Source organism: Salmonella sp. SAL04157, assembly GCF_046551635.1.
In the GTDB taxonomy this organism is placed as follows: Bacteria; Pseudomonadota; Gammaproteobacteria; order Enterobacterales; family Enterobacteriaceae; genus Salmonella; species Salmonella enterica.
The window spans coordinates 499996-524346 of the sequence record NZ_JBGDVS010000004.1 but is presented as its reverse complement, the minus strand read 5'-3'; the positions used below and the strand labels follow the sequence as shown (position 1 = coordinate 524346).

Below are 24351 nucleotides of genomic sequence, written 5' to 3'. Positions count from 1 at the left end.
AGAATCGAAAGGTTCAAAGTACAAATAAGCATATAAGGAAAAGAGAATGGCTAAGGGGCAATCTTTACAAGATCCGTTCCTGAACGCATTGCGTCGGGAACGTGTTCCAGTTTCTATTTATTTGGTGAATGGTATTAAGCTGCAAGGTCAAATCGAGTCCTTTGATCAGTTCGTGATCCTGTTGAAAAACACGGTCAGCCAGATGGTTTATAAGCACGCGATTTCTACTGTTGTCCCGTCTCGCCCGGTTTCCCATCACAGCAACAATGCCGGTGGCGGCGCCAGCAATAACTACCATCACGGTAGCAACGCGCAGGGTTCTACTGCGCAACAGGACAGCGAAGAGACTGAATAAGTTCACGCGCTGTTTATCCATGTCGGGGGCGTCGGATAATCGCCCCCGCTGGTTATTAAGAGGGTTTACGCTTGTTTGACCGTTATGATGCCGGTGAGCAGGCGGTACTGGTACACATCTATTTTTCGCAAGACAAAGATATGGAAGACCTCCAGGAGTTTGAATCTCTGGTCTCTTCCGCCGGTGTCGAAGCAATGCAGGTGATTACCGGTAGCCGTAAAGCACCGCACCCGAAGTACTTTGTAGGTGAAGGTAAGGCAGTTGAAATTGCGGAAGCCGTGAAAGCGACTGGCGCAGCGGTCGTATTGTTTGATCATGCATTGAGTCCAGCCCAGGAGCGAAACCTGGAGCGTTTGTGCGAGTGCCGGGTTATCGATCGCACCGGTCTTATCTTAGATATTTTTGCCCAACGTGCGCGTACCCATGAAGGTAAGTTGCAGGTTGAGCTGGCGCAGCTACGCCATCTGGCTACGCGTCTGGTGCGTGGCTGGACCCACCTTGAACGTCAGAAAGGCGGGATTGGTTTGCGCGGTCCGGGTGAAACCCAGCTCGAAACCGACCGTCGTTTACTGCGTAATCGCATTGTGCAGATTCAGTCGCGCCTGGAGAAAGTTGAGAAGCAACGTGAGCAGGGGCGGCAGTCGCGCATCAAGGCCGACGTTCCGACGGTATCGCTGGTGGGCTATACCAACGCCGGAAAATCCACCCTTTTTAATCAGATCACTGAAGCGCGGGTCTATGCGGCAGATCAGCTATTTGCGACGCTGGACCCCACGTTACGTCGTATTGATGTAGCGGATGTCGGTGAAACCGTTCTGGCGGATACGGTAGGCTTTATCCGCCATTTACCGCACGATCTGGTGGCTGCCTTTAAAGCTACCCTGCAGGAGACGCGTCAGGCGACGCTGCTGCTGCATGTGGTCGATGCGGCGGATGTTCGTGTGCAGGAAAACATCGAGGCGGTAAACACCGTTCTTGAAGAGATTGACGCTCACGAAATCCCCACCTTAATGGTGATGAACAAAATCGATATGCTGGACGACTTTGAACCGCGTATCGACAGAGATGAAGAGAATAAACCCATCCGCGTTTGGCTTTCAGCGCAAAGCGGCGTGGGAATACCACAGCTTTTTCAGGCTTTGACGGAGCGTCTTTCCGGCGAGGTGGCGCAGCATACGCTGCGTTTGCCGCCGCAGGAAGGGCGTCTGAGAAGCCGGTTTTATCAGCTTCAGGCAATAGAAAAAGAGTGGATGGAGGAAGACGGTAGCGTCAGTCTGCAGGTACGAATGCCGATTGTCGACTGGCGTCGCCTCTGTAAACAAGAACCGGCGTTGATCGAATACGTGATCTAGACGCGAAGTCATTCAGGTCGTATTGAAGCGGTAGCTGAGAGAATTTCAGGAGCTCACAACGAAGTGACCTGGGGTAAAAAAGCCGCCACTCAGGACGCAGTCTGAAAGATGATGTCTGTAACGGCGGTTCGTCTGAAGCATGGAGTAATTTCGCCTTATCCTCTGAGGTCGAAAGACAACGGGGATCACCGCATAACAAATATGGAGCACAAACATGGCGTGGAATCAGCCCGGTAATAACGGACAGGACCGCGACCCGTGGGGAAGCAGCAAACCTGGCAGCAACTCTGGGGGAAATGGAAACAAAGGTGGCCGCGATCAGGGACCTCCCGATCTGGATGATATCTTCCGTAAGCTGAGTAAAAAACTCGGTGGTTTTGGGGGCGGTAAAGGCACCGGTTCCGGCGGCGGTAGCTCATCGCAAGGCCCGCGTCCGCAACTGGGAGGCCGTATTGTCGCCATCGCCGCGGCGGCAGTAGTCATTATCTGGGCGGCCAGCGGTTTTTATACCATTAAAGAAGCCGAGCGCGGCGTTGTGACGCGTTTTGGTAAATTCAGCCATCTGGTAGAGCCAGGTCTGAACTGGAAGCCGACATTTATTGACGACGTCACGCCGGTGAACGTCGAAGCGGTGCGCGAACTGGCGGCGTCAGGCGTGATGCTGACGTCTGATGAAAACGTCGTGCGCGTTGAAATGAACGTGCAATACCGCGTCACCGATCCGCAGAAATATCTGTTTAGCGTGACCAGCCCGGACGATAGCCTGCGTCAGGCCACCGACAGCGCGCTGCGTGGCGTCATTGGTAAATACACGATGGATCGCATCCTGACCGAAGGTCGTACCGTTATTCGTAGCGATACCCAACGCGAGCTGGAAGAGACTATCAAACCGTACAACATGGGGATTACCCTGCTGGACGTGAACTTCCAGGCTGCGCGTCCGCCGGAAGAGGTGAAAGCCGCCTTTGACGACGCGATTGCCGCACGTGAAAACGAGCAGCAGTACATTCGTGAAGCGGAAGCGTATACCAACGAAGTTCAGCCGCGCGCCAACGGTCAGGCGCAGCGTATTCTGGAAGAGGCACGCGCCTATAAAACCCAGACTATCCTGGAAGCGCAGGGTGAAGTCGCCCGGTTTGCGAAGATTTTGCCGGAATATAAAGCCGCGCCGCAGATTACACGCGAGCGTCTGTATATTGAAACGATGGAAAAAGTGCTGAGCCATACCCGTAAAGTACTGGTTAACGACAAGAGCGGTAATTTAATGGTGCTGCCGTTAGATCAGATGCTGAAAGGCGGGAATGCGCCGGCGGCAAAGAGCGACAATAGCGCCAGCAACCTGCTGCGCCTGCCGCCGTCCACAAAGTCTAACGCCAGCGGAGCAAGCAACACGTCGTCCTCAAATCAGGGCGATATTATGGACCAACGCCGCGCGAATGCGCAGCGTAACGACTACCAGCGTCAGGGGGAATAACGATGCGTAAGTCAGTTATTGCGATTATCATCATCGTGCTGGTAGTGCTCTACATGTCCGTCTTTGTGGTCAAAGAGGGCGAGCGTGGCATTACGCTGCGTTTTGGTAAAGTTCTGCGTGACGATGAGAACAAACCGCTGGTTTACGCGCCGGGTCTGCACTTTAAGATCCCGTTTATTGAATCAGTGAAAATGCTTGATGCGCGTATCCAGACGATGGATAACCAGGCCGATCGCTTTGTGACTAAAGAGAAGAAAGACCTGATTGTCGACTCCTACATCAAATGGCGTATCAGCGACTTTAGCCGTTACTATCTGGCGACCGGCGGCGGCGATATTTCGCAAGCCGAAGTGCTGTTAAAACGTAAATTCTCGGACCGTTTGCGTTCTGAGATTGGTCGCCTGGACGTAAAAGACATCGTGACCGATTCTCGTGGTCGTCTGACTCTGGAAGTGCGCGACGCGCTGAACTCCGGTTCAGCCGGTACCGATGATGAAGTGGCGACCCCGGCGGCGGATGACGCGATTGCCGAAGCGGCGGAACGCGTCACGGCGGAAACCAAAGGTAAAGTACCGGTCATCAACCCGAACAGTATGGCGGCGTTGGGTATCGAAGTGGTCGATGTGCGTATTAAGCAGATCAACCTGCCGACCGAGGTTTCTGAGGCGATTTACAACCGTATGCGCGCCGAGCGTGAAGCGGTCGCGCGCCGTCATCGTTCACAAGGTCAGGAAGAAGCGGAAAAACTGCGTGCGGCTGCTGACTATGAGGTGACGAAAACTCTGGCGGAAGCCGAGCGTCAGGGGCGTATCATGCGTGGTGAAGGTGATGCTGAAGCCGCGAAGCTGTTTGCCGACGCGTTCAGTCAGGACCCTGATTTCTACGCGTTCATTCGTAGTCTGCGCGCTTACGAGAAGAGCTTCGAAGGTAATCAGGACGTGATGGTACTGAGCCCGGACAGCGATTTCTTCCGCTACATGAAGACACCGAGTTCGACGACACGCTAAAATAGCGTCAGCGGTTTTAGACCAGCAAAACCACCGCATCCAAAGGATGCCGGTGGTTTTCTTTTATAAGGGCGATAAATGAATTCAACAATCTGGTTGGCGCTTGCTCTGGTATTAGTCCTCGAAGGGCTGGGACCGATGCTGTATCCCGGCGCATGGAAAAAAATGGTTTCGGCACTGGCGCAACTGCCGGAAAATGTTTTACGTCGTTTTGGCGGCGGACTTGTGGTCGCGGGAGTTGTGGTCTACTACATGTTGAGGAAAACGATTGGCTGAGCAAAAAGTGGTCGGATTTGCCGCATGTTGAGTGCAAAAAGTGCTGTATATCTGAAAAAGCGATGGTAGAATCCATTTTTAAGCAAACGGTGATTTTGAAAAATGGGTAACAACGTCGTCGTACTGGGCACCCAATGGGGTGACGAAGGTAAAGGAAAGATCGTCGATCTTCTGACTGAACGGGCTAAATATGTTGTACGCTACCAGGGCGGTCACAACGCAGGCCATACTCTCGTAATCAACGGTGAAAAAACCGTTCTCCATCTTATTCCATCAGGTATTCTTCGCGAGAATGTAACCAGCATCATCGGTAACGGTGTTGTGCTGTCTCCGAGCGCGCTGATGAAAGAGATGAAAGAACTGGAAGACCGTGGCATCCCCGTTCGTGAGCGTCTGCTGCTGTCTGAAGCCTGTCCGCTGATCCTTGATTATCACGTTGCGCTGGATAACGCGCGTGAGAAAGCGCGTGGCGCGAAAGCGATCGGCACCACCGGTCGTGGAATCGGGCCTGCTTATGAAGATAAAGTGGCACGTCGCGGTCTGCGTGTTGGTGACCTTTTCGACAAAGAAACCTTCGCTGAAAAACTGAAAGAAGTGATGGAATATCACAACTTCCAGTTGGTTAACTACTACAAAGCTGAAGCGGTTGATTACCAGAAAGTTCTGGATGATACGATGGCTGTTGCCGACATCCTGACTTCTATGGTTGTTGACGTTTCAGACCTGCTCGACCAGGCGCGTCAGCGTGGCGATTTCGTCATGTTTGAAGGTGCGCAGGGTACCCTGCTGGATATCGACCACGGTACTTATCCGTACGTAACTTCTTCTAACACCACTGCAGGTGGCGTGGCGACCGGTTCCGGCCTGGGCCCGCGTTATGTTGATTACGTTCTGGGTATCCTCAAAGCTTACTCCACTCGTGTAGGTGCAGGTCCGTTCCCGACCGAACTGTTTGATGAAACCGGCGAGTTCCTCTGCAAGCAGGGTAACGAATATGGCGCCACTACCGGCCGTCGTCGTCGTACCGGCTGGCTGGACACCGTTGCCGTTCGTCGTGCGGTACAGCTGAACTCCCTGTCTGGCTTCTGCCTGACCAAACTGGACGTGCTGGATGGCCTGAAAGAGGTGAAACTCTGCGTGGCTTATCGTATGCCGGATGGTCGCGAAGTGACTACCACTCCGCTGGCAGCTGACGACTGGAAAGGTGTAGAGCCGATTTACGAAACCATGCCGGGCTGGTCTGAATCCACCTTCGGCGTGAAAGATCGTAGCGGTCTGCCGCAGGCGGCACTGAACTACATCAAGCGTATCGAAGAACTGACCGGCGTGCCGATTGATATTATTTCTACCGGCCCCGATCGTACTGAGACGATGATTCTGCGCGATCCGTTCGACGCGTAATTGATGGATGATGCCCGGTAACGCTACGCTTACCGGGTCTATGATGAGTACGCATTTGATAGCCGGATAAGATGCTTTGCATCACCCTTCGGTTCAAATGCGTCATTGTTCCCCGCTTTTTTCCTTCCTGAACCGAAATAAATTAGCAGCCTGACAGGTGGCTGGTTTATCATCAATACAGATAAGTTATATCCCGTTTTCCCTTTTCCTGAGGTTGATGTGCAGTTAACGAGTTTCACCGATTACGGCTTACGTGCGCTAATCTATATGGCGTCGTTACCAGATGGACGAATGACCAGCATTTCTGAGGTGACAGAAGTCTACGGCGTGTCCCGTAATCATATGGTCAAAATTATCAATCAGCTTAGCCGGGCGGGCTTTGTCACCGCCGTTCGGGGAAAAAATGGCGGTATCCGCCTGGGTAAACCGGCTAATACTATTTGTATTGGCGATGTGGTGCGTGAGCTGGAACCCTTATCACTGGTCAACTGTAGCAGCGAATTTTGCCACATCACCCCTGCCTGTCGTCTGAAACAGGCGCTTTCTAAGGCCGTGCAGAGTTTTCTCAAGGAGCTGGATAACTACACGCTTGCCGATTTGGTTGAAGAGAATCAACCGCTTTATAAATTATTACTGGTGGAGTGAAGTAAACTTCATTAGAGATGACAATGGAGGAACCTCAATGTCACAAGATCCTTTCCAGGAACGCGAAGCAGAAAAATACGCGAATCCTATCCCGAGCCGGGAATTTATCCTCGAACATTTAACGAAACGTGAAAAACCGGCCAGTCGCGAAGAACTGGCCGTAGAACTGAATATTGAAGGCGAAGAGCAGCTTGAAGCCTTGCGTCGCCGCCTGCGCGCGATGGAGCGCGACGGACAACTGGTCTTTACCCGCCGCCAGTGCTATGCGCTGCCGGAACGCCTCGACCTGCTGAAAGGCACCGTGATCGGTCATCGTGATGGTTACGGTTTCTTACGTGTCGAAGGCCGCAAAGACGATCTGTATCTTTCCAGCGAGCAAATGAAAACCTGTATTCATGGCGATCAGGTGCTGGCGCAGCCGCTGGGCGCCGATCGTAAAGGTCGCCGCGAAGCGCGTATCGTCCGTGTACTGGTACCGAAAACCAGTCAGATAGTCGGGCGTTATTTCACCGATGCGGGCGTCGGCTTTGTAGTGCCGGACGACAGCCGTCTCAGCTTCGACATTCTTATCCCGCCAGAAGACGTCATGGGCGCGCGGATGGGGTTCGTGGTCGTGGTTGAACTGACCCAACGTCCAACTCGCCGTACTAAAGCGGTAGGGAAAATCGTCGAAGTGCTGGGCGACAATATGGGCACCGGTATGGCGGTTGATATGGCGCTGCGTACCCATGAAATACCTTACATCTGGCCGCAGGCGGTAGAGCAGCAGGTCGCCGGGCTGAAAGAAGAGGTGCCGGAAGAGGCGAAAGTCGGTCGTGTCGATCTGCGCGATTTGCCGCTGGTCACGATTGATGGCGAAGATGCCCGTGACTTTGACGACGCGGTTTACTGTGAGAAAAAACGCGGCGGCGGCTGGCGTTTGTGGGTCGCTATTGCTGACGTGAGCTATTATGTACGGCCGCCAACGCCGTTGGATCGCGAGGCGCGCAATCGCGGCACGTCGGTTTACTTCCCGTCACAGGTTGTCCCAATGTTGCCGGAGGTGCTCTCCAACGGCCTGTGTTCGCTAAACCCGCAGGTTGACAGGCTGTGTATGGTCTGTGAAATGACCATCTCGGCGAAAGGTCGGCTGACCGGCTACAAATTCTATGAAGCGGTGATGAGCTCCCATGCGCGTCTGACCTATACCAAAGTCTGGCATATGCTGCAGGGCGATCAGGATCTGCGTGAACAATATGCGCCGCTGGTGAAGCATATTGAAGAGCTGCACAACCTCTACAAAGTGCTGGATAAAGCGCGTGAAGAGCGCGGGGGGATCTCGTTTGAGAGCGAAGAGGCGAAGTTTATCTTTAACGCCGAACGTCGCATTGAGCGTATCGAACAGACCCAGCGTAATGACGCGCATAAGCTTATCGAAGAGTGCATGATCATGGCGAATATCTCGGCGGCGCGCTTTGTCGAAAAAGCTAAAGAGCCGGCGCTATTCCGTATTCATGATAAGCCCACCACCGAAGCGATCACCTCATTCCGCTCCGTACTGGCGGAGCTGGGGTTGGAGCTGCCGGGCGGAAATAAACCGGAACCGCGCGATTATGCCGAACTGCTTGAATCGATTGCCGACCGGCCGGACGCCGAAATGCTGCAAACTATGCTGCTGCGTTCAATGAAGCAGGCGATTTACGATCCGGAAAACCGCGGGCACTTTGGCCTGGCGTTGCAGTCTTATGCGCACTTTACCTCGCCGATTCGCCGCTATCCGGATCTTTCTTTGCACCGCGCCATTAAGTACCTGTTGGCGAAAGAGCAAGGGAACAAGGGCAACACCACAGAAACGGGCGGTTATCACTACTCGATGGAAGAGATGTTGCAGCTCGGCCAACACTGTTCGATGGCGGAACGCCGCGCTGATGAAGCGACGCGTGATGTCTCCGACTGGCTGAAATGTGACTTTATGCTGGATCAGGTAGGCAACGTCTTTAAGGGCGTGATTGCCAGTGTCACCGGTTTCGGCTTCTTTGTCCGTCTTGATGAACTGTTTATCGATGGGCTGGTACACGTTTCCTCACTGGATAACGATTACTATCGTTTCGATCAGGTAGGGCAACGCCTGATTGGCGAGTCCGGCGGGCAGACATATCGCCTGGGCGACCGGGTCGAGGTACGCGTCGAAGCGGTGAATATGGACGAACGGAAAATTGACTTTAGCCTGATCTCCAGCGAGCGCGCACCGCGTAACGTCGGCAAAACGGCGCGTGAAAAAGCGAAAAAAGGTGAAAGTAAAAACGCCGGTAAACGTCGTCAGGTAGGTAAAAAAGTTAACTTCGAGCCTGATAGCGCCTTCCGCGGCGAGAAAAAAGCGAAGCCGAAAGCAGCGAAAAAAGACGCGAGAAAAGCAAAAAAGCCATCGGCTAAAACGCAGAAAATAGCCGCAGCGACCAAAGCGAAGCGTGCGGCGAAGAAAAAAGCGGCAGAGTGAGCAATACCCTCTTCAAACAGAAGAGAGTGAATTATCTGTAGGCCGGGCAAGCGTAGCGCCCCCGGCAAAACGTAAACAATGAGTACATTAATGAGCGAAATGATTTACGGCATCCACGCAGTGCAGGCCCTGCTGGAGCGCGTCCCTGAACGTTTTCAGGAAGTCTTTATTTTAAAAGGCCGTGAAGATAAACGTCTGTTGCCGCTGATTCACGCCCTTGAGTCCCAGGGCGTGGTTATCCAGCTGGCAAACCGCCAATATCTCGACGAGAAAAGCGACGGTGCCGTGCATCAGGGCATTATCGCTCGCGTGAAGCCAGGCCGGCAGTATCAGGAAAACGATCTGCCGGATCTGATCGCATTACACGATCGCCCCTTTTTGTTGATCCTCGATGGCGTCACCGATCCGCATAATCTTGGCGCCTGTCTGCGCAGCGCCGATGCCGCTGGCGTACATGCGGTAATCGTGCCGAAAGACCGCTCCGCGCAACTTAACGCGACGGCGAAGAAAGTCGCCTGCGGCGCAGCAGAAAGCGTGCCATTGATCCGCGTCACCAACCTGGCGCGCACGATGCGCATGTTGCAGGAAGAGAATATCTGGATTGTCGGAACGGCGGGCGAGGCTGACCATACGCTGTATCAGAGCAAAATGCCTGGCCGCATGGCGCTGGTCATGGGCGCAGAAGGTGAAGGTATGCGTCGTCTGACCCGTGAGCACTGCGATGAGCTGATCAGCATTCCTATGGCCGGTAGCGTGTCGTCGCTGAATGTCTCTGTTGCGACCGGGATTTGTCTGTTTGAAGCCGTTCGCCAGCGCACCTGACGCTAATAGTATTTTTTAAGAAAAAACCATCCATAATCGGATGGTTTTTTTTTATCTTTGGCTGGTAATATATAAAACAAAACCTACCCTGTAATTTCCTTTTTTTATAAAAAAGAGATAGAGATAATAATATGGCATGGGCTCCACGGACGCTGGCGGATGCATTAAACAACATCGCTGAATTAAATATTGATATAGAAAATAATGAATCTTCATTAATAATAAAAATGAATGATTATGGCGATTTACCACTGGCGGTTTTATTTACCTCGCAACAAATAGTTATCGAGACTTATATCTGTCCGGTAAATACGATTAGAGATACAGCGGAATTTAATCTTTTCTTATTGAGAAATCAGAAGGTTTTACCGCTGTCTTCGGTCGGTATTACCCAGGTAAAACAGGAGGAATATTATGTCGCTTTTGGCGCGCTGTCGTTAAATTCGTCGCTTGCCGACGTGACGCTGGAAATCACCACGCTTGTAGAAAATGCGTTGGATATCGCTGAAATAACACAAGTCTATTCACAGGAATAATACAGGCGGCTTACATGGGAATTTTAAAAAGTTTGTTCACGTTAGGTAAATCATTCGTTGCTCAGGCAGAAGAAGCCATTGATGAAGCACAGGGTGTACGTATGCTGGAGCAGCATATTCGCGACGCAAAAGCCGAGCTGGATAAAGCGGGTAAATCCAGAGTGGATTTATTGGCGCGGGTGAACCTAAGCCATGACAAGCTGAATGATTTACGTGAGCGTAAAGCCAGCCTTGAAACACGGGCGTTGGCGGCAATGAGTAAGAATGTCGACGCCGCTTTACTCAACGAAGTGGCGGAAGAGATAGCCCGTCTGGAAAATACCATTCTTGCCGAAGAACAGGTGCTGACTAATCTGGAAGCCTCTCGCGATGCGGTGGAGAAGGCCGTAACGGCAACAGGCCAGCGGATTGCGCAGTTTGAGCAGCAACTTGAAGTGGTTAAGGCGACAGAAGCCATGCAGCGCGCGCAGCAGGCGGTGACGACCTCGACCGTCGGAGCCGCGTCGAATGTGTCTACGGCGGCGGAGTCGCTTAAACGTTTACAAATGCGTCAGGCTGAACGCCAGGCCCGGCTGGATGCCGCCGCGCAGCTGGAAAAAGTCGCCGATGGACGCGATCTGGATGAAAAACTGGCGCAGGCCGGTATTGGCGCAACCAATAAAAGCAATGCTCAGGATGTGTTGGCGCGTTTACAGCGTCAACAAGGCGAATAATGCTCTTTACGTGGATTGTCAAAACCTGCCAGCGTCATTTGTCCAGACTGACCTGGCCCGCTTTGCTGGGCCTGTTTATCGGGCAGTATCTGCTTTGCTATCGGTAGCGCGCTACCGTGCTGAGCTTCGTCGCTTTCATACGAGACGGCACATGAATGCGCGATCTCAAATGGCATTATGCCTAACGACAATCGCATTCTGGCTGAAGAGGTCGCATGGCAAGAGATAGAGGTTCCCCTATGATGCAATTTTTTCAGCGTTTGCTCGGTAAAACAAGCGCGCCAGCGCCGATTCGCGGACCATTAGGATTACATCTTAACGCCGGTTTCACGCTGGATACGCTGGCATTCCGGCTACTGGAGTCGTCGTTGCTGGTGGCGCTACCGGGTGAAAAATACACTGTCGCGGCAGTGAGTCGCATAGATTTAGGCGGCGGCAGTCAGATTTTTCGCTACTACACCTCTGGCGATGAGTTTCTACAAATTAACACCACTGGCGGCACGGATGTTGACGACATTGATGACATCAAACTCTTTGTATATGAGGAAAGTTTCGGTATTAACGAGGAACGTCACTGGCGTTCAGCCATTGCGCCAGCGGCAATAGGGCCGATGACGCTCAATTGGCAAGAACGGCGCTGGCAGCGCTTTTTTAACCATGAAGAGCCGGGCAATATTGAACCTGTCTACATGCTGGAAAAGGTTGAAAATCAGCAGGCAGAGAAATGGGACGTTCACAATTTTACGATGGGCTTCCAGCGCCAGGTGACGGATGACGCCTGGGAGTATCTTCTATTGAACGGGGAAGAATCATTTAACGAACGCGGTGAGCCTGAATGGGTGTTTTCGCGCGCGCTCGGCGTGGATATCCCGCTCACCTCACTGACGGTTATTAGTTAAGCACATACAGGACAATTATGCATATACTGGACGCATTACTGGCTTTCGGCGCCTATTTTTTTATTGGCGCGGCAATGGTCATCGCATTTCTTTTTATTTACTCAAAGATAACGCCGCATAATGAATGGCAGTTGATAAAAAATAACAATACTGCGGCATCGCTGGCCTTTAGCGGTACGTTGCTGGGCTATGTCATCCCCTTATCCAGCGCGGCGATAAACTCGGTCAGCATCCCGGACTATTTTGCCTGGGGCGGCATTGCGCTGGTGATTCAACTGCTGATTTATGGCTGCGTAAGGTTATACATGCCTACGCTGAGCGAAAAAATTATTCATCACAACGTGGCGGCGGGGCTATTTATGGGAACCGCAGCGCTGGCTGGCGGTATTTTTAACGCTGCCTGTATGACATGGTAACGGAAGATCATGGCAAAAAAACGAAAATCCAGAAGAACATCCGGCGTAGGCCATTCGGCAATAAGACGGATAGCCGAACCGGTTAATCCCTTTGAGCGGCAACGAAATCGCTACACGCCAAAATGCCTGACGCTGGCGATTATGGGCGGAGCGGCCTTTTTTCTCCTGAAAGGGTGCGGTGATGGCGGCAATAGTGACAACGACGGCGATGGGACGTTTTACGCCACGGTGAACGACTGTATTGACGATGGCAATAGTGCCAGCGTTTGCGCTGACGGCTGGAATAATGCGAAAACAGAATTTTACGCGAATGTGCCTAAGCAATTGACGCAGGAGAGCTGTCAGTCGCAGTTTGGCGATTGCTACTTTGATAGCACCGATCGGAGTTGGGTTCCGGTATTAAGCGGCTTTTTGCTCAGCCGCGCGATTCGTCAAAACCGTGACGAACAATACATCTATAGCAGCGGCGGTTCATCCTACGCCTCCCGTCCCGTCTGGCGCACCACGTCCGGCGATTATGCGTGGCGCAGCGGTACCGGGAAAAGCGATACCGCGACCAGCCCTGGTTATATCACACGGAAAGCGTCCACCGTCTCCCGCGGCGGCTATGGCCGTTCTTCCAGCGCCCGCGGGCACTGGGGAGGCTAACCATGCTACGACATAACGTACCGGTACGCCGGGATCTGGATAAGATCGCCTGCGATCACGGTTTTGACTTTCATGTTATCGATAACGAAATTTACTGGGATGAAAGCCGGGCCTACCGTTTTACATTACGGCAAATTGAAGAACAGATCGAAAAACCGACCGCAGAGCTTCATCAGATGTGTCTGGAGATTGTCGAGCGGGCCGTCCGGGATGAGCAGATCATGCAGCAGTTGGCGATCCCGCCATTGTACTGGGATGTCATCGCCGAAAGTTGGCGCAGCCGCGATCCTTCGCTTTACGGACGGATGGATTTCGTCTGGTGCGGCAAAGATCCGGTTAAATTGCTGGAATACAACGCGGATACGCCGACATCGCTCTATGAATCCTCCTACTTTCAATGGCTATGGCTGGAGGATGCTCGTTGTAGCGGCGCCATTCCGCGTGATGCCGATCAATACAACGCGATACAGGAGCGGCTGATCGCCCGCTTCAGCGAGCTGTACAGTCGGGAACCGCTCTACTTTTGCTGTTGTGAAGATACCGACGAAGATCGTACGACGGTGCTGTACCTTCAGGATTGCGCGCAGCAGGCGGGCCAGGAAACGCGATTTATCTATATTGAAGAACTGGGGCTTGGCGTAGGCGGCGTGCTGACCGATCTGGACGATAACGTGATTCGCCGCGCCTTTAAGCTCTACCCGCTGGAATGGATGATGCGCGATGACAACGGCCCGCTACTGCGAAAACGGCGTGAGCAATGGATTGAGCCATTGTGGAAAAGTATTCTGAGTAACAAAGGGCTGTTGCCGTTATTGTGGCGCTTTTTCCCTGGCCATCCGAATCTGCTACCGGCCTGGTTTGAGGGCGAAAAATCGCTCGCAGCGCCAGGCGAAAGCAGCGTACGGAAGCCGATTTATTCACGTGAAGGCGGCAACGTCACGATTTTCGACGAGCGGCAAAATGTTATCGATCATGCCGACGGCGACTACGCTGACGAGCCGATGATTTACCAGGCGTTTCAGCCTTTGCCGCGCTTTGGCGATAGCTATACGCTGATTGGCAGTTGGATCATTGACGATGAAGCCTCCGGAATGGGGATTCGCGAGGACAATACGCTGATTACCAAAGACACTTCCCGTTTCGTCCCACATTATATTGCCGGTTAATCATACTTTTGTGATCTTGCTCCGGCGTCAATGGCGCAGTCATGACCATACTTGACTTCAGCGCCATTGAAGGAGGGAGACACCATGTCCTGGCAAACACATACCGTTTTTAATCAACCAGCTCCGCTCAATAACAGTAACTTATTCCTGTCTGATGGCGCGCTGTGTGAAGCGGTTTCCCGGGAAGGAGCGGGATGGGATAGCGATCTTCTCGCCAGCATTGGCCAACAACTGGGAACGGCGGAATCACTGGAACTGGGTCGTCTGGCGAACGCGCATCCTCCTGAGTTGCTGCGTTACGATCCCCAGGGACAGCGCCTGGATGACGTTCGCTTTCATCCCGCCTGGCACCTGTTGATGCAGGGGCTTTGCGCTAATCGGGTACATAACCTGGCCTGGGAGGAGGAGGCAAGGGCGGGAAGTTTTGTCGCCCGGGCGGCGCGTTTTGTATTACATGCTCAGGTAGAAGCGGGAACACTCTGTCCTGTCACGATGACCTTTGCCGCGACACCGTTGCTATTGCAGATGCTTCCCGCCACTTTCCATGACTGGCTGGTGCCGCTGCGCAGCGATCGCTACGATTCGCATTTGCTGCCGGGCGGGCAAAAACGGGGCCTGCTTATCGGCATGGGAATGACGGAAAAGCAGGGCGGATCGGACGTACTCAGTAATACGACCCACGCGGAGCGGCTGGCGGATGATTCATATCGGCTGGTGGGACATAAATGGTTTTTCTCTGTGCCGCAAAGTGATGCGCACCTCGTGCTGGCGCAGGCAAAAGGAGGATTATCCTGTTTCTTTGTGCCGCGTTTCCTGCCAGACGGGCAACGGAACTCTGTTCGTCTTGAACGCCTGAAAGATAAACTCGGTAATCGGTCTAATGCCAGCGCCGAAGTCGAGTTTCAGGATGCCGTCGGCTGGCGGCTGGGAGAAGAGGGCGACGGGATTCGGCATATCTTAAAGATGGGCGGTATGACGCGTCTTGACTGCGCGCTCGGGAGTCATGGCTTAATGCGGCGCGCATTTTCAGTCGCGATTTACCATGCTCATCAGCGTCAGGCTTTTGGTAAGCCGCTGATCGAACAACCGTTGATGCGACAAACCTTAAGTCGTATGGCGCTATGCCTGGAGGGGCAGACGGCGCTTTTGTTTCGGCTGGCGCGCGCCTGGGAGCAACGCCGCGAGGCGAAAGAGGCATTATGGGCGCGATTATTCACGCCAGCGGCGAAATTCGCCATCTGTAAGCAGGGAATCCCTTTTGTGGCTGAGGCGATGGAGGTTCTCGGCGGGATGGGGTATTGCGAAGAGAGCGAACTCCCGCGCCTGTACCGTGAAATGCCGGTGAACAGTATCTGGGAAGGTTCCGGCAATATCATGTGTCTGGATGTACTGCGGGTGCTGACAAAACAACACGGCGTCTATGACGTATTGAGTGAAGCTTTTGCGGAAGTCAAAGGTCAGGATCGCCATTACGACCGCGCGGTACGTCAGCTACAGCAACGTTTACGCAAACCGGACGAAGCAATGGGCAGAGAGATTACGCAGCAGCTTTTTTTGCTGGGATGCGGAGCGGAAATGCTGCGTCATGCCTCGCCGCCGCTGGCGCAAGCGTGGTGTCAGATGATGCTGGATACACGCGGCGAAATGCCGCTGTCTGCCCAGGTGCAAAATGATTTACTGTTAAGGGCGACCGGGGGACTGCGGTAACGTTTGGCCTGTGGTACATGCCATCCTTCAGGCCGGATAAGACGCTGACGTCGCCATCCGGCACGAGCCACGCGGCATCAGGCATAGAGTATCGCCTGTACGCGCCAGTTATCCGACTGTTGTTCTTCATACATTTGAATAATTCTGTACCAGGACGCACCCTGTTCATCGGCTTTCAGGGCGATAATCCGCTCCACATCCTGTGGGTTTCCTGCAACATTACTGACCGAGATCAGGCCGATTTCATTCAGACCCGTTACGCAGTCAGCACTGGCGAATTCGGCAGACTGTGCCGTCGTACTCACCAGTCCGGCAGAAAGCAGCAGTGAGGATAAGGCAAGTTCTTGTTTCATCGTCAGCTCCTTATTACATACCCCGCATTTAACAGGACGCTCCATCACGGTAAACCTGTTTGTGTATTGTGCACAGGTAAACGCATAGGGGCGCAAAGCAATGTAAAACTGACTAAAAATCAATCTACTGTTATTGACGATACAAAATGGCTTGTGAATACCACTGGCCGGTTACAACCGTTTCATCAACCATTAAGATAACGTAATAATCGGCTTTCGCAGCGACGGCTTTCGCTCTGATTTCATCTATTGCATCATCCGGGGAGCCCCGAACCAGCGCGCTTACGGTCCCCATCCGCTGTAGTCCTTGCGTTTGATCGCGACGGATTTCCTGCGGGTGATCGGCGACAGGCGGCGCAGGTTGCGGCGTACCCTGCAGCACGCTACACGCGCTTAATAACAGCGCTGCTATCAATGAAGCAAACCGACGCATAACTCTATCTCGTTTCCTGATAATCATAGTGTAATGCCTTATTGATTTCCCTTTAGGGGGAATGTTCCCGAAGTGTTACCTGTCACGCGATTTTCGAATGAAAACGTTGCGAAAGCGTAACCCAGTTCTCAAACATTATGAATTATTGCGCTATCCATAAACTTGCGTTAAGTATTTCTCCGTGGCATACCGGATAGAAAGGAGAGAATAATGATAGCGATTGAAACACGACAATTAGCCGGAGGCGTCGTACTACATGCCTTCCCGGAAGGGAAACGCGCCGTGCCGCTTCCCTGTGTGGTGTTCTATCATGGCTTCACCTCCTCCAGCCTGGTTTATAGTTATTTTGCCGTTGCCCTGGCACAGGCAGGATTCCGGGTAGTCATGCCGGATGCGCCGGAGCATGGCGCTCGCTTCGGCGGCGACTCACAGGGACGGATACGCCGATTCTGGCAGATTCTGCACCAAAACATGCAGGAATTTACGACGTTACGTGCGGCGATTCAGGCGGAAAATTGGCTACTTGACGGGCGGTTAGCGGTGGGCGGCGCATCCATGGGCGGTATGACGGCGCTGGGCATTATGACGCGTCACCGGGAGGTAAAATGCGGGGCCAGTTTAATGGGGTCGGGCTATTTTACCGGGCTCGCCCGGACGCTTTTCCCGCCGTTATCCCCGCAGAACCCGGCACAGCAGGCGGAATTCGACAATATCATCGCGCCGCTACGTGAATGGGAAGTCACACATCAGTTAGAGCGACTGGCCGACAGGCCGCTTCTGTTGTGGCATGGTCAGGAGGATGACGTGGTGCCTGCTATCGAAACCTTCCGGCTCCAGCAGGCACTCGCCGCGGCGAAGCTGGATAAGCATGTGACCTGTTTATGGGCCGCAGGCGTGCGGCATCGCATTACGCCAGAAGCGTTGTCGGCGACGGTAGCGTTTTTCCGACAGTATCTTTAAACGCGGAGTATGCTTACACCCTGGGCTTCAAGCTGTTGCAAAACCTGCGGATTGGCATTTTTGCCGGTAATCAGCATAGCGATCTGATCGGCGCGGCTGAACAGCATTCCCGCGCGCTCGCCAATTTTACTGCTATCGACCAGCGCGACCAGTTTCCCGACGACGCTGAGCATTTTTTGTTCCGCCATGGCGGTTAGCATATCGGTTTTGTACAGGCCATCCGCGGTTAAGCCCTTTCCGCTGGTAAACATCCAGTGGCCAGCATAGAGACTGTTTTCACTTCCCTGCGGGCTCAGGGTAATCGACTGGCTTTTGTTGTACTGACCCCCCATGATAATCACGCTGTCATGCTCTTGATCGATCAGATAATTCGCCAGCGGCAGATAGTTGGTAATGATCTGTACCGGCTTCCCGCACATTTCACGCCCCAGCAGGAAAGCGGTGGAGCCGCAGTTAATCACTACGCTTTCACCCGGGTTCACCAGCTGCGACGCCGCTTTCGCGATGCGTACTTTTTCATCGTGGTTTTGCGCCTGGTGCAGATTCATCGGCGTCCAGCGGGGCCGCTGTTGGGTAATGGCCTCTGCGCCGTTGCGCACTTTTTTAAGTTTCCCGCTTTCGTCGAGCTTGTTGATGTCGCGGCGCGCTGTCGCCGGGGAGATCCCCAGACGCTCAATCACGTTTTCGACGGTAACAAAGCCCAACTGTGCCAGCATATCCAGCAGTATTTGATGTCTTTGTGCTTCAGTCATGAGCTATTCCGATACAAATTGATTTGAAAAGATGATATTTGAAATAGCCTGGAAATACTAAAGTAAATGGAAAAAATGCCGGGTAATCCCGGCATGATATCGACTCACAGGAAGGATTTGAACGGTAGATCGGGTTCAATGGTAAAGCAATCGTCAAACCCACGCGGATAGTGGTATTCGAAATTGTCTTTATCCAGCGGCCAGGTAAACTTGCCGCCAACCTGCCAGATAAACGGTTTAAAACCATACTTCAGGCGATCTTTCTTCATTTCCCATAGCACGCGGATCTCTTGCGGATCGGCCTGGAAGTTCGACCAGATATCGTGATGGAACGGGATCACCACTTTGGTATTCAGCGATTCCGCCATGCGTAAAATATCCGCGCTGGTCATTTTGTCCGTAATACCGCGCGGGTTTTCACCGTAAGAACCGAGCGCGACATCAATTTGATGTTCGTTGCCGTGTTTCGCGTAGTAGTTGGAATAGTGAGAATCGCCGCTGTGATAGAGATTGCCGCCCGGCGTTTTAAACAGATAGTTAACCGCGCGTACATCCATGCCGTCCGGCAGTACGCCAGCGGCTTTCTGATCGGCGGGCAGGGTGATTAATGCGGTACGGTCAAAGGCATCAAGCGCATGAATTTCAATATCTTTCACTTTCACGACATCGCCCGGTTTTACCACGATGCAGCGTTCTTTCGGCACGCCCCAGCCAACCCATAAATCCACGCAGGTCTGCGGGCCGATAAACGGAACATCATCGGCGCAATTCTGCATTACGGCAGCCGCGACATTGACGTCAATGTGATCGTTATGGTCGTGGGTCGCCAGTACGGCGTCAATCTGACGGATAGCGAAAGGATCGAGAACAAACGGCGTGGTGCGCAGGTTAGGCTGTAATTTTTTGACGCCAGCCATACGCTGCATCTGATGGCCGGTTTTCATCAACGGGTTACCGTGGCTCTGTTTACCGGTACCGCACCAGAAATCGACGCATACGTTAGTGCCGCCTTCAGATTTTAGCCAGATACCGGTACAGCCCAGCCACCACATAGCGAACGTACCCGGCGCGACTTGCTCTTGCTCAATCTCTTCGTTCAGCCAGCTTCCCCACTCCGGAAACGTGCTCAGAATCCATGATTCACGCGTGATGCTTTGTACTTTACTCATCGCATTTACCTTCATGTTTGTTCAAAATAGTTCAAAACGTGATTTGTTTTGATTAATCCTGACACTATTTTCTCAAGAAGGCAATGGGCTATTTTTTGACTTTTGGGTAGGGGAGAACGCAGCCAGAAGAAAACTTAATCTTTTCTGGCGTCATGGGGATGTATTCATCTTTATGATTTTACTTATTTTAATGAAGAAATGAGTTATTTATAAGTAAACCATGTATTAAGTGTGCTAATTATTTGCGCGCTACGTCACATTTAATCAAATTCAATCTTGTTGTGATTACTTTTGAAAATTACAGTGGAGGGACATTATTCTGAGCGCCTGCGACTCAGCAACCTTGTCTACCGGAGATCGTTATGGAGATCCTCTACAACATCTTTACCATTTTTTTTAATCAGGTAATGACCAATGCCCCGCTATTACTGGGTATTGTGACCTGCCTGGGCTATATCCTGCTGCGTAAAAGCGTCAGCGTGATCATCAAAGGGACGATCAAAACCATCATTGGCTTCATGCTGCTACAGGCCGGGTCCGGCATTCTGACCAGCACCTTTAAACCGGTGGTGGCGAAAATGTCTGAGGTCTACGGCATCAACGGCGCGATTTCCGATACCTATGCTTCGATGATGGCAACGATCGAGCGGATGGGTGATGCGTATAGTTGGGTAGGCTACGCGGTGTTGCTCGCGCTGGCGCTGAATATTTGTTACGTCTTGTTGCGACGCATTACCGGTATTCGCACCATCATGTTGACCGGGCACATCATGTTCCAGCAGGCGGGGCTGATTGCGGTCTCTTTCTATATCTTCGGCTATTCCATGTGGACCACCATTATCTGCACGGCGATACTGGTTTCCCTGTACTGGGGTATTACCTCCAACATGATGTACAAGCCGACTCAGGAAGTGACGGACGGCTGCGGTTTCTCCATCGGTCACCAGCAGCAGTTTGCTTCCTGGATTGCCTATAAAGTCGCGCCGTTCCTGGGCAAAAAAGCGGAGAGCGTTGAAGATCTCAAACTGCCGGGCTGGCTGAACATTTTCCACGACAACATCGTCTCCACGGCGATTGTAATGACCATCTTCTTTGGTGCCATTCTGCTCTCCTTCGGTATCGACACCGTGCAGGCGATGGCGGGCAAAGTGCACTGGACGGTCTACATCCTGCAAACCGGTTTCTCCTTTGCGGTGGCGATTTTCATTATTACTCAGGGCGTGCGTATGTTTGTCGCCGAGCTCTCTGAGGCCTTTAACGGTATCTCCCAGCGTCTGATTCCGGGCGCAGTACTGGCGATTGACTGTGCGGCTATTTATAGCTTCGCGCCTAACGCGGTGGTCTGGGGCTTTATGTGGGGCACCATCGGCCAGCTGATTGCGGTTGGCATCCTGGTTGCCTGCGGCTCCTCGATCCTGATTATTCCTGGCTTTATCCCGATGTTCTTCTCTAACGCCACTATCGGCGTGTTCGCTAACCACTTCGGCGGCTGGCGTGCGGCGCTGAAAATTTGTCTGGTGATGGGGATGATTGAAATCTTTGGTTGCGTCTGGGCGGTGAAACTCACCGGTATGAGTGCCTGGATGGGTATGGCGGACTGGTCGATTCTGGCACCGCCGATGATGCAGGGCTTCTTCTCCCTCGGTATCGCCTTTATGGCCGTCATCATTGTAATTGCACTGGCTTATATGTTCTTCGCTGGCCGCGCACTGCGCGCAGAAGAAGATGCAGAAAAACAACTGGCAGAACAGTCTGCTTAATAAGGAGTTTTGATTATGACCGTACGTATTCTGGCTGTGTGTGGCAACGGACAAGGCAGTTCCATGATCATGAAAATGAAAGTGGACCAGTTTTTAACCCAATCAAACATTGACCACACGGTAAACAGCTGCGCGGTTGGCGAGTACAAAAGCGAGTTGAGCGGCGCGGATATCATCATCGCTTCTACCCATATTGCAGGCGAAATCAGCGTGACCGGCAACAAATATGTGGTTGGCGTGCGCAACATGCTCTCTCCAGCTGACTTCGGCCCGAAACTGCTGGAAGTGATCAAAGAACATTTCCCGCAAGATGTGAAGTAAGGATGCAACATGAAATTACGTGATTCACTGGCGGAGAATAATTCTATCCGCCTGCAGGCTGAAGCGAATACCTGGCAGGAAGCCGTCAAGATCGGCGTCGATTTACTGGTGGCTGCCGACGTGGTGGAGCCGCGCTATTACCAGGCCATTCTCGATGGCGTTGAGCAGTTTGGCCCCTATTTTGTGATTGCCCCCGGCCTGGCGATGCCGCATGGCCGCCCGGAAGAAGGGGTCAAGAAAACCGGTTTTTCTCTGGTGACGCTGAAAAAGCCGCTGGAGTTCAACCACGAAGATAACGACCCGGTCGATATTCTCATCACCATGGCGGCGGTCGATGCCAACACTCACCAGGAAGTGGGCATCATGCAGATCGTTAATCTGTTTGAAGACGAAGCCAATTTCGACCGTTTACGCGCCTGCCGTACCGCGCAGGAAGTCCTGGATCTCATTGACCGCACCAACGCGGCAGCTTAAGAAGGAATTGAAAATGTCATTACCAATGTTGCAGGTCGCGCTGGACAACCAGACTATGGATAGCGCCTATGAAACCACCCGCCTGATTGCCGAAGAAGTCGATATCATTGAAGTGGGCACCATTCTGTGCGTGGGCGAAGGCGTGCGCGCCGTTCGCGACCTGAAAGCGCTCTATCCGCACAAAATTGTGCTGGCGGACGCCAAAATTGCCGATGCCGGTAAAATCCTCTCCCGTATGTGTTTCGAAGCCAACGCGGACTGGGTAACGGTCATTTGCTGCGCCGACATCAACACCGCGAAAGGCGCGCTGGATGTGGCGAAAGAGTTCAACGGCGATGTGCAGATCGAGCTGACCGGTTACTGGACCTGGGAACAGGCGCAGCAGTGGCGCGATGCAGGCATTCAGCAAGTGGTTTATCACCGCAGCCGTGACGCGCAGGCCGCAGGCGTGGCGTGGGGCGAGGCGGATATTACCGCGATTAAACGGTTGTCCGATATGGGCTTTAAAGTGACCGTGACCGGCGGACTGGCGCTGGAAGACCTGCCGCTGTTCAAAGGCATTCCGATTCACGTCTTTATCGCGGGCCGCAGCATTCGTGATGCCGAATCGCCGGTAGAAGCCGCGCGTCAGTTTAAACGTTCCATCGCTCAACTGTGGGGCTAAGGAGCGGCTATGTTGTCGAAACAAATCCCGCTTGGCATCTATGAAAAAGCGCTCCCCGCCGGGGAGTGCTGGCTGGAGCGCCTGACGCTGGCAAAAGAACTGGGTTTCGATTTCGTCGAGATGTCGGTCGATGAAACCGATGAACGTCTTTCGCGGCTTGACTGGAGTCGCGAGCTGCGTCTGGCGCTGGTGAGCGCGGTTGCTGAAACCGGCGTGCGCGTGCCGTCCATGTGTCTGAGCGCGCATCGTCGTTTTCCGCTCGGTAGCGAAGATGACGCGGTACGGGCGCAGGGGCTGGAGATTATGCGTAAAGCGATTCAGTTTGCGCAGGACGTTGGGATTCGCGTCATTCAACTGGCGGGGTACGACGTTTACTATCAGCAGGCCAACGACGAAACGCGTTGCCGCTTTCGCGATGGGTTAAAAGAGAGCGTTGATATGGCCAGCCGCGCCCAGGTGACGCTGGCGATGGAGATCATGGACTACCCGCTGATGAATTCCATCAGTAAAGCGCTGGGCTATGCTCACTACCTCAATAACCCGTGGTTCCAGCTCTATCCGGATATCGGCAATCTGTCTGCCTGGGATAACGACGTACAGATGGAGCTACAGGCGGGAATCGGGCATATCGTCGCGGTACACGTCAAAGATACTAAACCCGGCGTGTTCAAAAATGTGCCGTTTGGCGAAGGCGTTGTCGATTTCGAACGCTGCTTCGAAACGCTCAAACAGAGTGGCTATTGCGGGCCCTATCTGATTGAGATGTGGAGCGAAACAGCAGAGAACCCGGCGGCAGAGGTAGCGAAAGCGCGTGACTGGGTGAAAGCGCGCATGGCCAGCGCCGGTCTGGTGGAGGCAGCCTAATGCAAAAACTCAAGCAGCAGGTATTTGACGCTAACATGGATTTGCCCCGTTATGGACTGGTGACGTTTACCTGGGGCAACGTCAGCGCTATCGATCGCGAACGCGGGCTGGTGGTAATTAAGCCAAGCGGTGTCGCCTATGAAACCATGAAGGTAGATGACATGGTGGTGGTGGATATGGATGGCAAAGTGGTGGAGGGAGGTTATCGTCCTTCTTCCGATACCGCTACCCATCTGGCGCTGTATCAACGCTATCCGTCGCTTGGCGGCGTCGTTCATACCCACTCCACCCACGCCACGGCATGGGCGCAGGCGGGGATGGCTATTCCAGCGCTCGGCACCACGCACGCGGACTATTTCTTTGGCGATATTCCTTGTACCAGAGCGTTAAGCGAAGAAGAAGTGCAGGGCGAGTACGAGCTGAACACCGGTAAGGTGATTATCGAAACGCTGGGCGAGGTGGAACCGCTGCATACGCCAGGCATTGTCGTGTATCAACACGGGCCGTTCGCCTGGGGGAAAGATGCGCACGATGCGGTACATAACGCGGTCGTCATGGAGGAAGTGGCGCGAATGGCGTGGATTGCGCGCGGTATTAACCCTGGCCTCAACCCCATCGACGATTATCTGATGAATAAACACTTCATGCGTAAGCATGGCCCGAATGCGTATTACGGGCAGAAGTAAAACAACGCTCCGGGATCCTATC

The 24351-nt window shown here is 53.1% G+C and carries 27 protein-coding genes and 1 pseudogene; 24 read left to right on the top strand and 4 right to left on the bottom strand.

Annotated features, from left to right (window positions below):
• Window positions 1-46 precede the first annotated feature (46 nt).
• The 17 genes and pseudogenes from hfq (at window position 47) to ACLJRE_RS12260 (ending at window position 15893) form a co-directional block, all read left to right on the top strand.
• Window positions 47-355, top strand: coding sequence for an RNA chaperone Hfq (gene hfq / locus ACLJRE_RS12340; RefSeq protein WP_001051875.1), 309 nt, complete (start codon window positions 47-49; stop codon window positions 353-355).
• A gap of 71 nt (window positions 356-426) precedes the next feature.
• Complete coding sequence (gene hflX, locus ACLJRE_RS12335) at window positions 427-1707, top strand: ribosome rescue GTPase HflX (RefSeq protein ID WP_000460338.1); 1281 nt, start codon at window positions 427-429, stop codon at window positions 1705-1707.
• Window positions 1708-1921: 214 nt separating this feature from the next.
• Window positions 1922-3181, top strand: a complete 1260-nt coding sequence (hflK, locus tag ACLJRE_RS12330; RefSeq protein WP_000312505.1) for an FtsH protease activity modulator HflK — start codon at window positions 1922-1924, stop codon at window positions 3179-3181.
• A 2-nt stretch (window positions 3182-3183) separates the two neighbouring features.
• Entirely contained in the window at window positions 3184-4188 is a 1005-nt protein-coding gene (gene hflC / locus ACLJRE_RS12325; RefSeq protein WP_001232417.1) for a protease modulator HflC, read from the top strand.
• 78 nt (window positions 4189-4266) lie between these two features.
• Window positions 4267-4464 (top strand): DUF2065 domain-containing protein, encoded by a 198-nt coding sequence (locus ACLJRE_RS12320; protein WP_001089290.1) that lies wholly within the window; start codon window positions 4267-4269, stop codon window positions 4462-4464.
• 102 nt (window positions 4465-4566) lie between these two features.
• Window positions 4567-5865 (top strand): adenylosuccinate synthase, encoded by a 1299-nt coding sequence (purA, locus tag ACLJRE_RS12315; RefSeq protein ID WP_000527972.1) that lies wholly within the window; start codon window positions 4567-4569, stop codon window positions 5863-5865.
• 219 nt (window positions 5866-6084) lie between these two features.
• Window positions 6085-6510: a nitric oxide-sensing transcriptional repressor NsrR gene (gene nsrR, locus ACLJRE_RS12310; RefSeq protein ID WP_001177632.1), complete on the top strand. Its 426-nt coding sequence runs from the start codon at window positions 6085-6087 to the stop codon at window positions 6508-6510.
• Between the two features lie 37 nt (window positions 6511-6547).
• A complete protein-coding gene (rnr, locus tag ACLJRE_RS12305) occupies window positions 6548-8986 on the top strand; it encodes a ribonuclease R (RefSeq protein ID WP_000076357.1) in 2439 nt (812 codons plus the stop codon).
• Between the two features lie 90 nt (window positions 8987-9076).
• A complete protein-coding gene (gene rlmB / locus ACLJRE_RS12300) occupies window positions 9077-9808 on the top strand; it encodes a 23S rRNA (guanosine(2251)-2'-O)-methyltransferase RlmB (protein ID WP_023212827.1) in 732 nt (243 codons plus the stop codon).
• Window positions 9809-9939: 131 nt separating this feature from the next.
• A complete protein-coding gene (locus tag ACLJRE_RS12295; protein WP_023212826.1) occupies window positions 9940-10344 on the top strand; it encodes a YjfI family protein in 405 nt (134 codons plus the stop codon).
• Between the two features lie 14 nt (window positions 10345-10358).
• A complete protein-coding gene (locus tag ACLJRE_RS12290) occupies window positions 10359-11057 on the top strand; it encodes a PspA/IM30 family protein (RefSeq protein WP_023212825.1) in 699 nt (232 codons plus the stop codon).
• Window positions 11057-11158, top strand: a pseudogene (locus tag ACLJRE_RS12285) (hypothetical protein); the annotation flags it as partial. The gene ACLJRE_RS12290 and the pseudogene ACLJRE_RS12285, both read left to right, overlap by 1 nt.
• A gap of 114 nt (window positions 11159-11272) precedes the next feature.
• Complete coding sequence (locus ACLJRE_RS12280; RefSeq protein ID WP_023212824.1) at window positions 11273-11956, top strand: YjfK family protein; 684 nt, start codon at window positions 11273-11275, stop codon at window positions 11954-11956.
• Window positions 11957-11973: 17 nt separating this feature from the next.
• Window positions 11974-12372, top strand: coding sequence for a DUF350 domain-containing protein (locus ACLJRE_RS12275; protein ID WP_023212823.1), 399 nt, complete (start codon window positions 11974-11976; stop codon window positions 12370-12372).
• Window positions 12373-12381: 9 nt separating this feature from the next.
• Window positions 12382-13020, top strand: coding sequence for a DUF1190 domain-containing protein (locus ACLJRE_RS12270; RefSeq protein WP_023212822.1), 639 nt, complete (start codon window positions 12382-12384; stop codon window positions 13018-13020).
• Window positions 13021-13022: 2 nt separating this feature from the next.
• Window positions 13023-14186 (top strand): glutathionylspermidine synthase family protein, encoded by a 1164-nt coding sequence (locus ACLJRE_RS12265; protein ID WP_023212821.1) that lies wholly within the window; start codon window positions 13023-13025, stop codon window positions 14184-14186.
• A gap of 84 nt (window positions 14187-14270) precedes the next feature.
• Window positions 14271-15893 (top strand): isovaleryl-CoA dehydrogenase, encoded by a 1623-nt coding sequence (locus ACLJRE_RS12260; protein ID WP_000118970.1) that lies wholly within the window; start codon window positions 14271-14273, stop codon window positions 15891-15893.
• 77 nt (window positions 15894-15970) lie between these two features.
• On the opposite strand, the gene yjfN is transcribed toward ACLJRE_RS12260, so the two are convergent.
• Both yjfN and bsmA read right to left on the bottom strand, forming a co-directional pair.
• Window positions 15971-16246 carry a DUF1471 family protease activator YjfN gene (gene yjfN / locus ACLJRE_RS12255; protein ID WP_001518964.1) on the bottom strand — a complete coding sequence of 92 codons (276 nt, stop codon included), beginning with the start codon at window positions 16244-16246 and terminating at the stop codon, window positions 15971-15973.
• Between the two features lie 130 nt (window positions 16247-16376).
• Window positions 16377-16706, bottom strand: a complete 330-nt coding sequence (gene bsmA / locus ACLJRE_RS12250; protein WP_000586836.1) for a biofilm peroxide resistance protein BsmA — start codon at window positions 16704-16706, stop codon at window positions 16377-16379.
• Window positions 16707-16889: 183 nt separating this feature from the next.
• Between bsmA and yjfP the strand changes: the two genes are divergently transcribed.
• On the top strand, window positions 16890-17639 hold the full coding sequence (gene yjfP, locus ACLJRE_RS12245) for an esterase (RefSeq protein ID WP_023136352.1): 750 nt from the start codon (window positions 16890-16892) through the stop codon (window positions 17637-17639).
• Here the strand turns inward: yjfP and ulaR are convergent.
• The gene (gene ulaR, locus ACLJRE_RS12240; RefSeq protein ID WP_000133618.1) at window positions 17636-18391 is read right to left on the bottom strand and encodes an HTH-type transcriptional regulator UlaR; all 756 of its coding nucleotides are present in this window, start codon (window positions 18389-18391) and stop codon (window positions 17636-17638) included. The two genes, yjfP and ulaR, sit on opposite strands and share 4 nt — an antisense overlap.
• A 104-nt stretch (window positions 18392-18495) precedes the next feature.
• Window positions 18496-19560, bottom strand: a complete 1065-nt coding sequence (ulaG, locus tag ACLJRE_RS12235; RefSeq protein ID WP_000049161.1) for an L-ascorbate 6-phosphate lactonase — start codon at window positions 19558-19560, stop codon at window positions 18496-18498.
• Between the two features lie 362 nt (window positions 19561-19922).
• Between ulaG and ulaA the strand changes: the two genes are divergently transcribed.
• The 6 genes from ulaA to ACLJRE_RS12205 are packed head-to-tail and all read left to right on the top strand — an operon-like array spanning window position 19923 to window position 24329.
• Window positions 19923-21320: a PTS ascorbate transporter subunit IIC gene (gene ulaA / locus ACLJRE_RS12230; RefSeq protein WP_023212820.1), complete on the top strand. Its 1398-nt coding sequence runs from the start codon at window positions 19923-19925 to the stop codon at window positions 21318-21320.
• 15 nt (window positions 21321-21335) lie between these two features.
• Window positions 21336-21641: a PTS ascorbate transporter subunit IIB gene (gene ulaB, locus ACLJRE_RS12225; RefSeq protein WP_000218358.1), complete on the top strand. Its 306-nt coding sequence runs from the start codon at window positions 21336-21338 to the stop codon at window positions 21639-21641.
• 9 nt (window positions 21642-21650) lie between these two features.
• Window positions 21651-22115 (top strand): PTS ascorbate transporter subunit IIA, encoded by a 465-nt coding sequence (ulaC, locus tag ACLJRE_RS12220; protein ID WP_000776531.1) that lies wholly within the window; start codon window positions 21651-21653, stop codon window positions 22113-22115.
• 13 nt (window positions 22116-22128) lie between these two features.
• Window positions 22129-22779 (top strand): 3-keto-L-gulonate-6-phosphate decarboxylase UlaD, encoded by a 651-nt coding sequence (gene ulaD, locus ACLJRE_RS12215; RefSeq protein ID WP_000056761.1) that lies wholly within the window; start codon window positions 22129-22131, stop codon window positions 22777-22779.
• Window positions 22780-22788: 9 nt separating this feature from the next.
• The gene (gene ulaE / locus ACLJRE_RS12210) at window positions 22789-23643 is read left to right on the top strand and encodes an L-ribulose-5-phosphate 3-epimerase UlaE (protein WP_000949549.1); all 855 of its coding nucleotides are present in this window, start codon (window positions 22789-22791) and stop codon (window positions 23641-23643) included.
• Window positions 23643-24329 carry an L-ribulose-5-phosphate 4-epimerase gene (locus ACLJRE_RS12205; RefSeq protein ID WP_001170769.1) on the top strand — a complete coding sequence of 229 codons (687 nt, stop codon included), beginning with the start codon at window positions 23643-23645 and terminating at the stop codon, window positions 24327-24329. The genes ulaE and ACLJRE_RS12205 overlap by 1 nt, the downstream gene beginning before the upstream one ends.
• Window positions 24330-24351 lie beyond the last annotated feature (22 nt).

What these genes read in the sequence shown, in the direction of transcription:
- ulaG (WP_000049161.1), bottom strand. Translation starts at nt 19,560, where the DNA reads ATGAGTAAAGTACAAAGCATCACGCGTGAATCATGGATTCTGAGCACG.
- ACLJRE_RS12290 (WP_023212825.1), top strand. Translation starts at nt 10,359, where the DNA reads ATGGGAATTTTAAAAAGTTTGTTCACGTTAGGTAAATCATTCGTTGCT.
- rnr (WP_000076357.1), top strand. Translation starts at nt 6,548, where the DNA reads ATGTCACAAGATCCTTTCCAGGAACGCGAAGCAGAAAAATACGCGAAT.
- hflK (WP_000312505.1), top strand. Translation starts at nt 1,922, where the DNA reads ATGGCGTGGAATCAGCCCGGTAATAACGGACAGGACCGCGACCCGTGG.
- ACLJRE_RS12270 (WP_023212822.1), top strand. Translation starts at nt 12,382, where the DNA reads ATGGCAAAAAAACGAAAATCCAGAAGAACATCCGGCGTAGGCCATTCG.
- hfq (WP_001051875.1), top strand. Translation starts at nt 47, where the DNA reads ATGGCTAAGGGGCAATCTTTACAAGATCCGTTCCTGAACGCATTGCGT.
- ACLJRE_RS12280 (WP_023212824.1), top strand. Translation starts at nt 11,273, where the DNA reads ATGGCAAGAGATAGAGGTTCCCCTATGATGCAATTTTTTCAGCGTTTG.
- ACLJRE_RS12265 (WP_023212821.1), top strand. Translation starts at nt 13,023, where the DNA reads ATGCTACGACATAACGTACCGGTACGCCGGGATCTGGATAAGATCGCC.
- ulaE (WP_000949549.1), top strand. Translation starts at nt 22,789, where the DNA reads ATGTTGTCGAAACAAATCCCGCTTGGCATCTATGAAAAAGCGCTCCCC.
- ACLJRE_RS12260 (WP_000118970.1), top strand. Translation starts at nt 14,271, where the DNA reads ATGTCCTGGCAAACACATACCGTTTTTAATCAACCAGCTCCGCTCAAT.
- yjfP (WP_023136352.1), top strand. Translation starts at nt 16,890, where the DNA reads ATGATAGCGATTGAAACACGACAATTAGCCGGAGGCGTCGTACTACAT.
- ulaA (WP_023212820.1), top strand. Translation starts at nt 19,923, where the DNA reads ATGGAGATCCTCTACAACATCTTTACCATTTTTTTTAATCAGGTAATG.
- hflC (WP_001232417.1), top strand. Translation starts at nt 3,184, where the DNA reads ATGCGTAAGTCAGTTATTGCGATTATCATCATCGTGCTGGTAGTGCTC.
- ACLJRE_RS12205 (WP_001170769.1), top strand. Translation starts at nt 23,643, where the DNA reads ATGCAAAAACTCAAGCAGCAGGTATTTGACGCTAACATGGATTTGCCC.
- purA (WP_000527972.1), top strand. Translation starts at nt 4,567, where the DNA reads ATGGGTAACAACGTCGTCGTACTGGGCACCCAATGGGGTGACGAAGGT.
- ACLJRE_RS12295 (WP_023212826.1), top strand. Translation starts at nt 9,940, where the DNA reads ATGGCATGGGCTCCACGGACGCTGGCGGATGCATTAAACAACATCGCT.
- rlmB (WP_023212827.1), top strand. Translation starts at nt 9,077, where the DNA reads ATGAGCGAAATGATTTACGGCATCCACGCAGTGCAGGCCCTGCTGGAG.
- ACLJRE_RS12275 (WP_023212823.1), top strand. Translation starts at nt 11,974, where the DNA reads ATGCATATACTGGACGCATTACTGGCTTTCGGCGCCTATTTTTTTATT.
- yjfN (WP_001518964.1), bottom strand. Translation starts at nt 16,246, where the DNA reads ATGAAACAAGAACTTGCCTTATCCTCACTGCTGCTTTCTGCCGGACTG.
- ACLJRE_RS12320 (WP_001089290.1), top strand. Translation starts at nt 4,267, where the DNA reads ATGAATTCAACAATCTGGTTGGCGCTTGCTCTGGTATTAGTCCTCGAA.
- bsmA (WP_000586836.1), bottom strand. Translation starts at nt 16,706, where the DNA reads ATGATTATCAGGAAACGAGATAGAGTTATGCGTCGGTTTGCTTCATTG.
- ulaD (WP_000056761.1), top strand. Translation starts at nt 22,129, where the DNA reads ATGTCATTACCAATGTTGCAGGTCGCGCTGGACAACCAGACTATGGAT.
- ulaC (WP_000776531.1), top strand. Translation starts at nt 21,651, where the DNA reads ATGAAATTACGTGATTCACTGGCGGAGAATAATTCTATCCGCCTGCAG.
- ulaB (WP_000218358.1), top strand. Translation starts at nt 21,336, where the DNA reads ATGACCGTACGTATTCTGGCTGTGTGTGGCAACGGACAAGGCAGTTCC.
- ulaR (WP_000133618.1), bottom strand. Translation starts at nt 18,391, where the DNA reads ATGACTGAAGCACAAAGACATCAAATACTGCTGGATATGCTGGCACAG.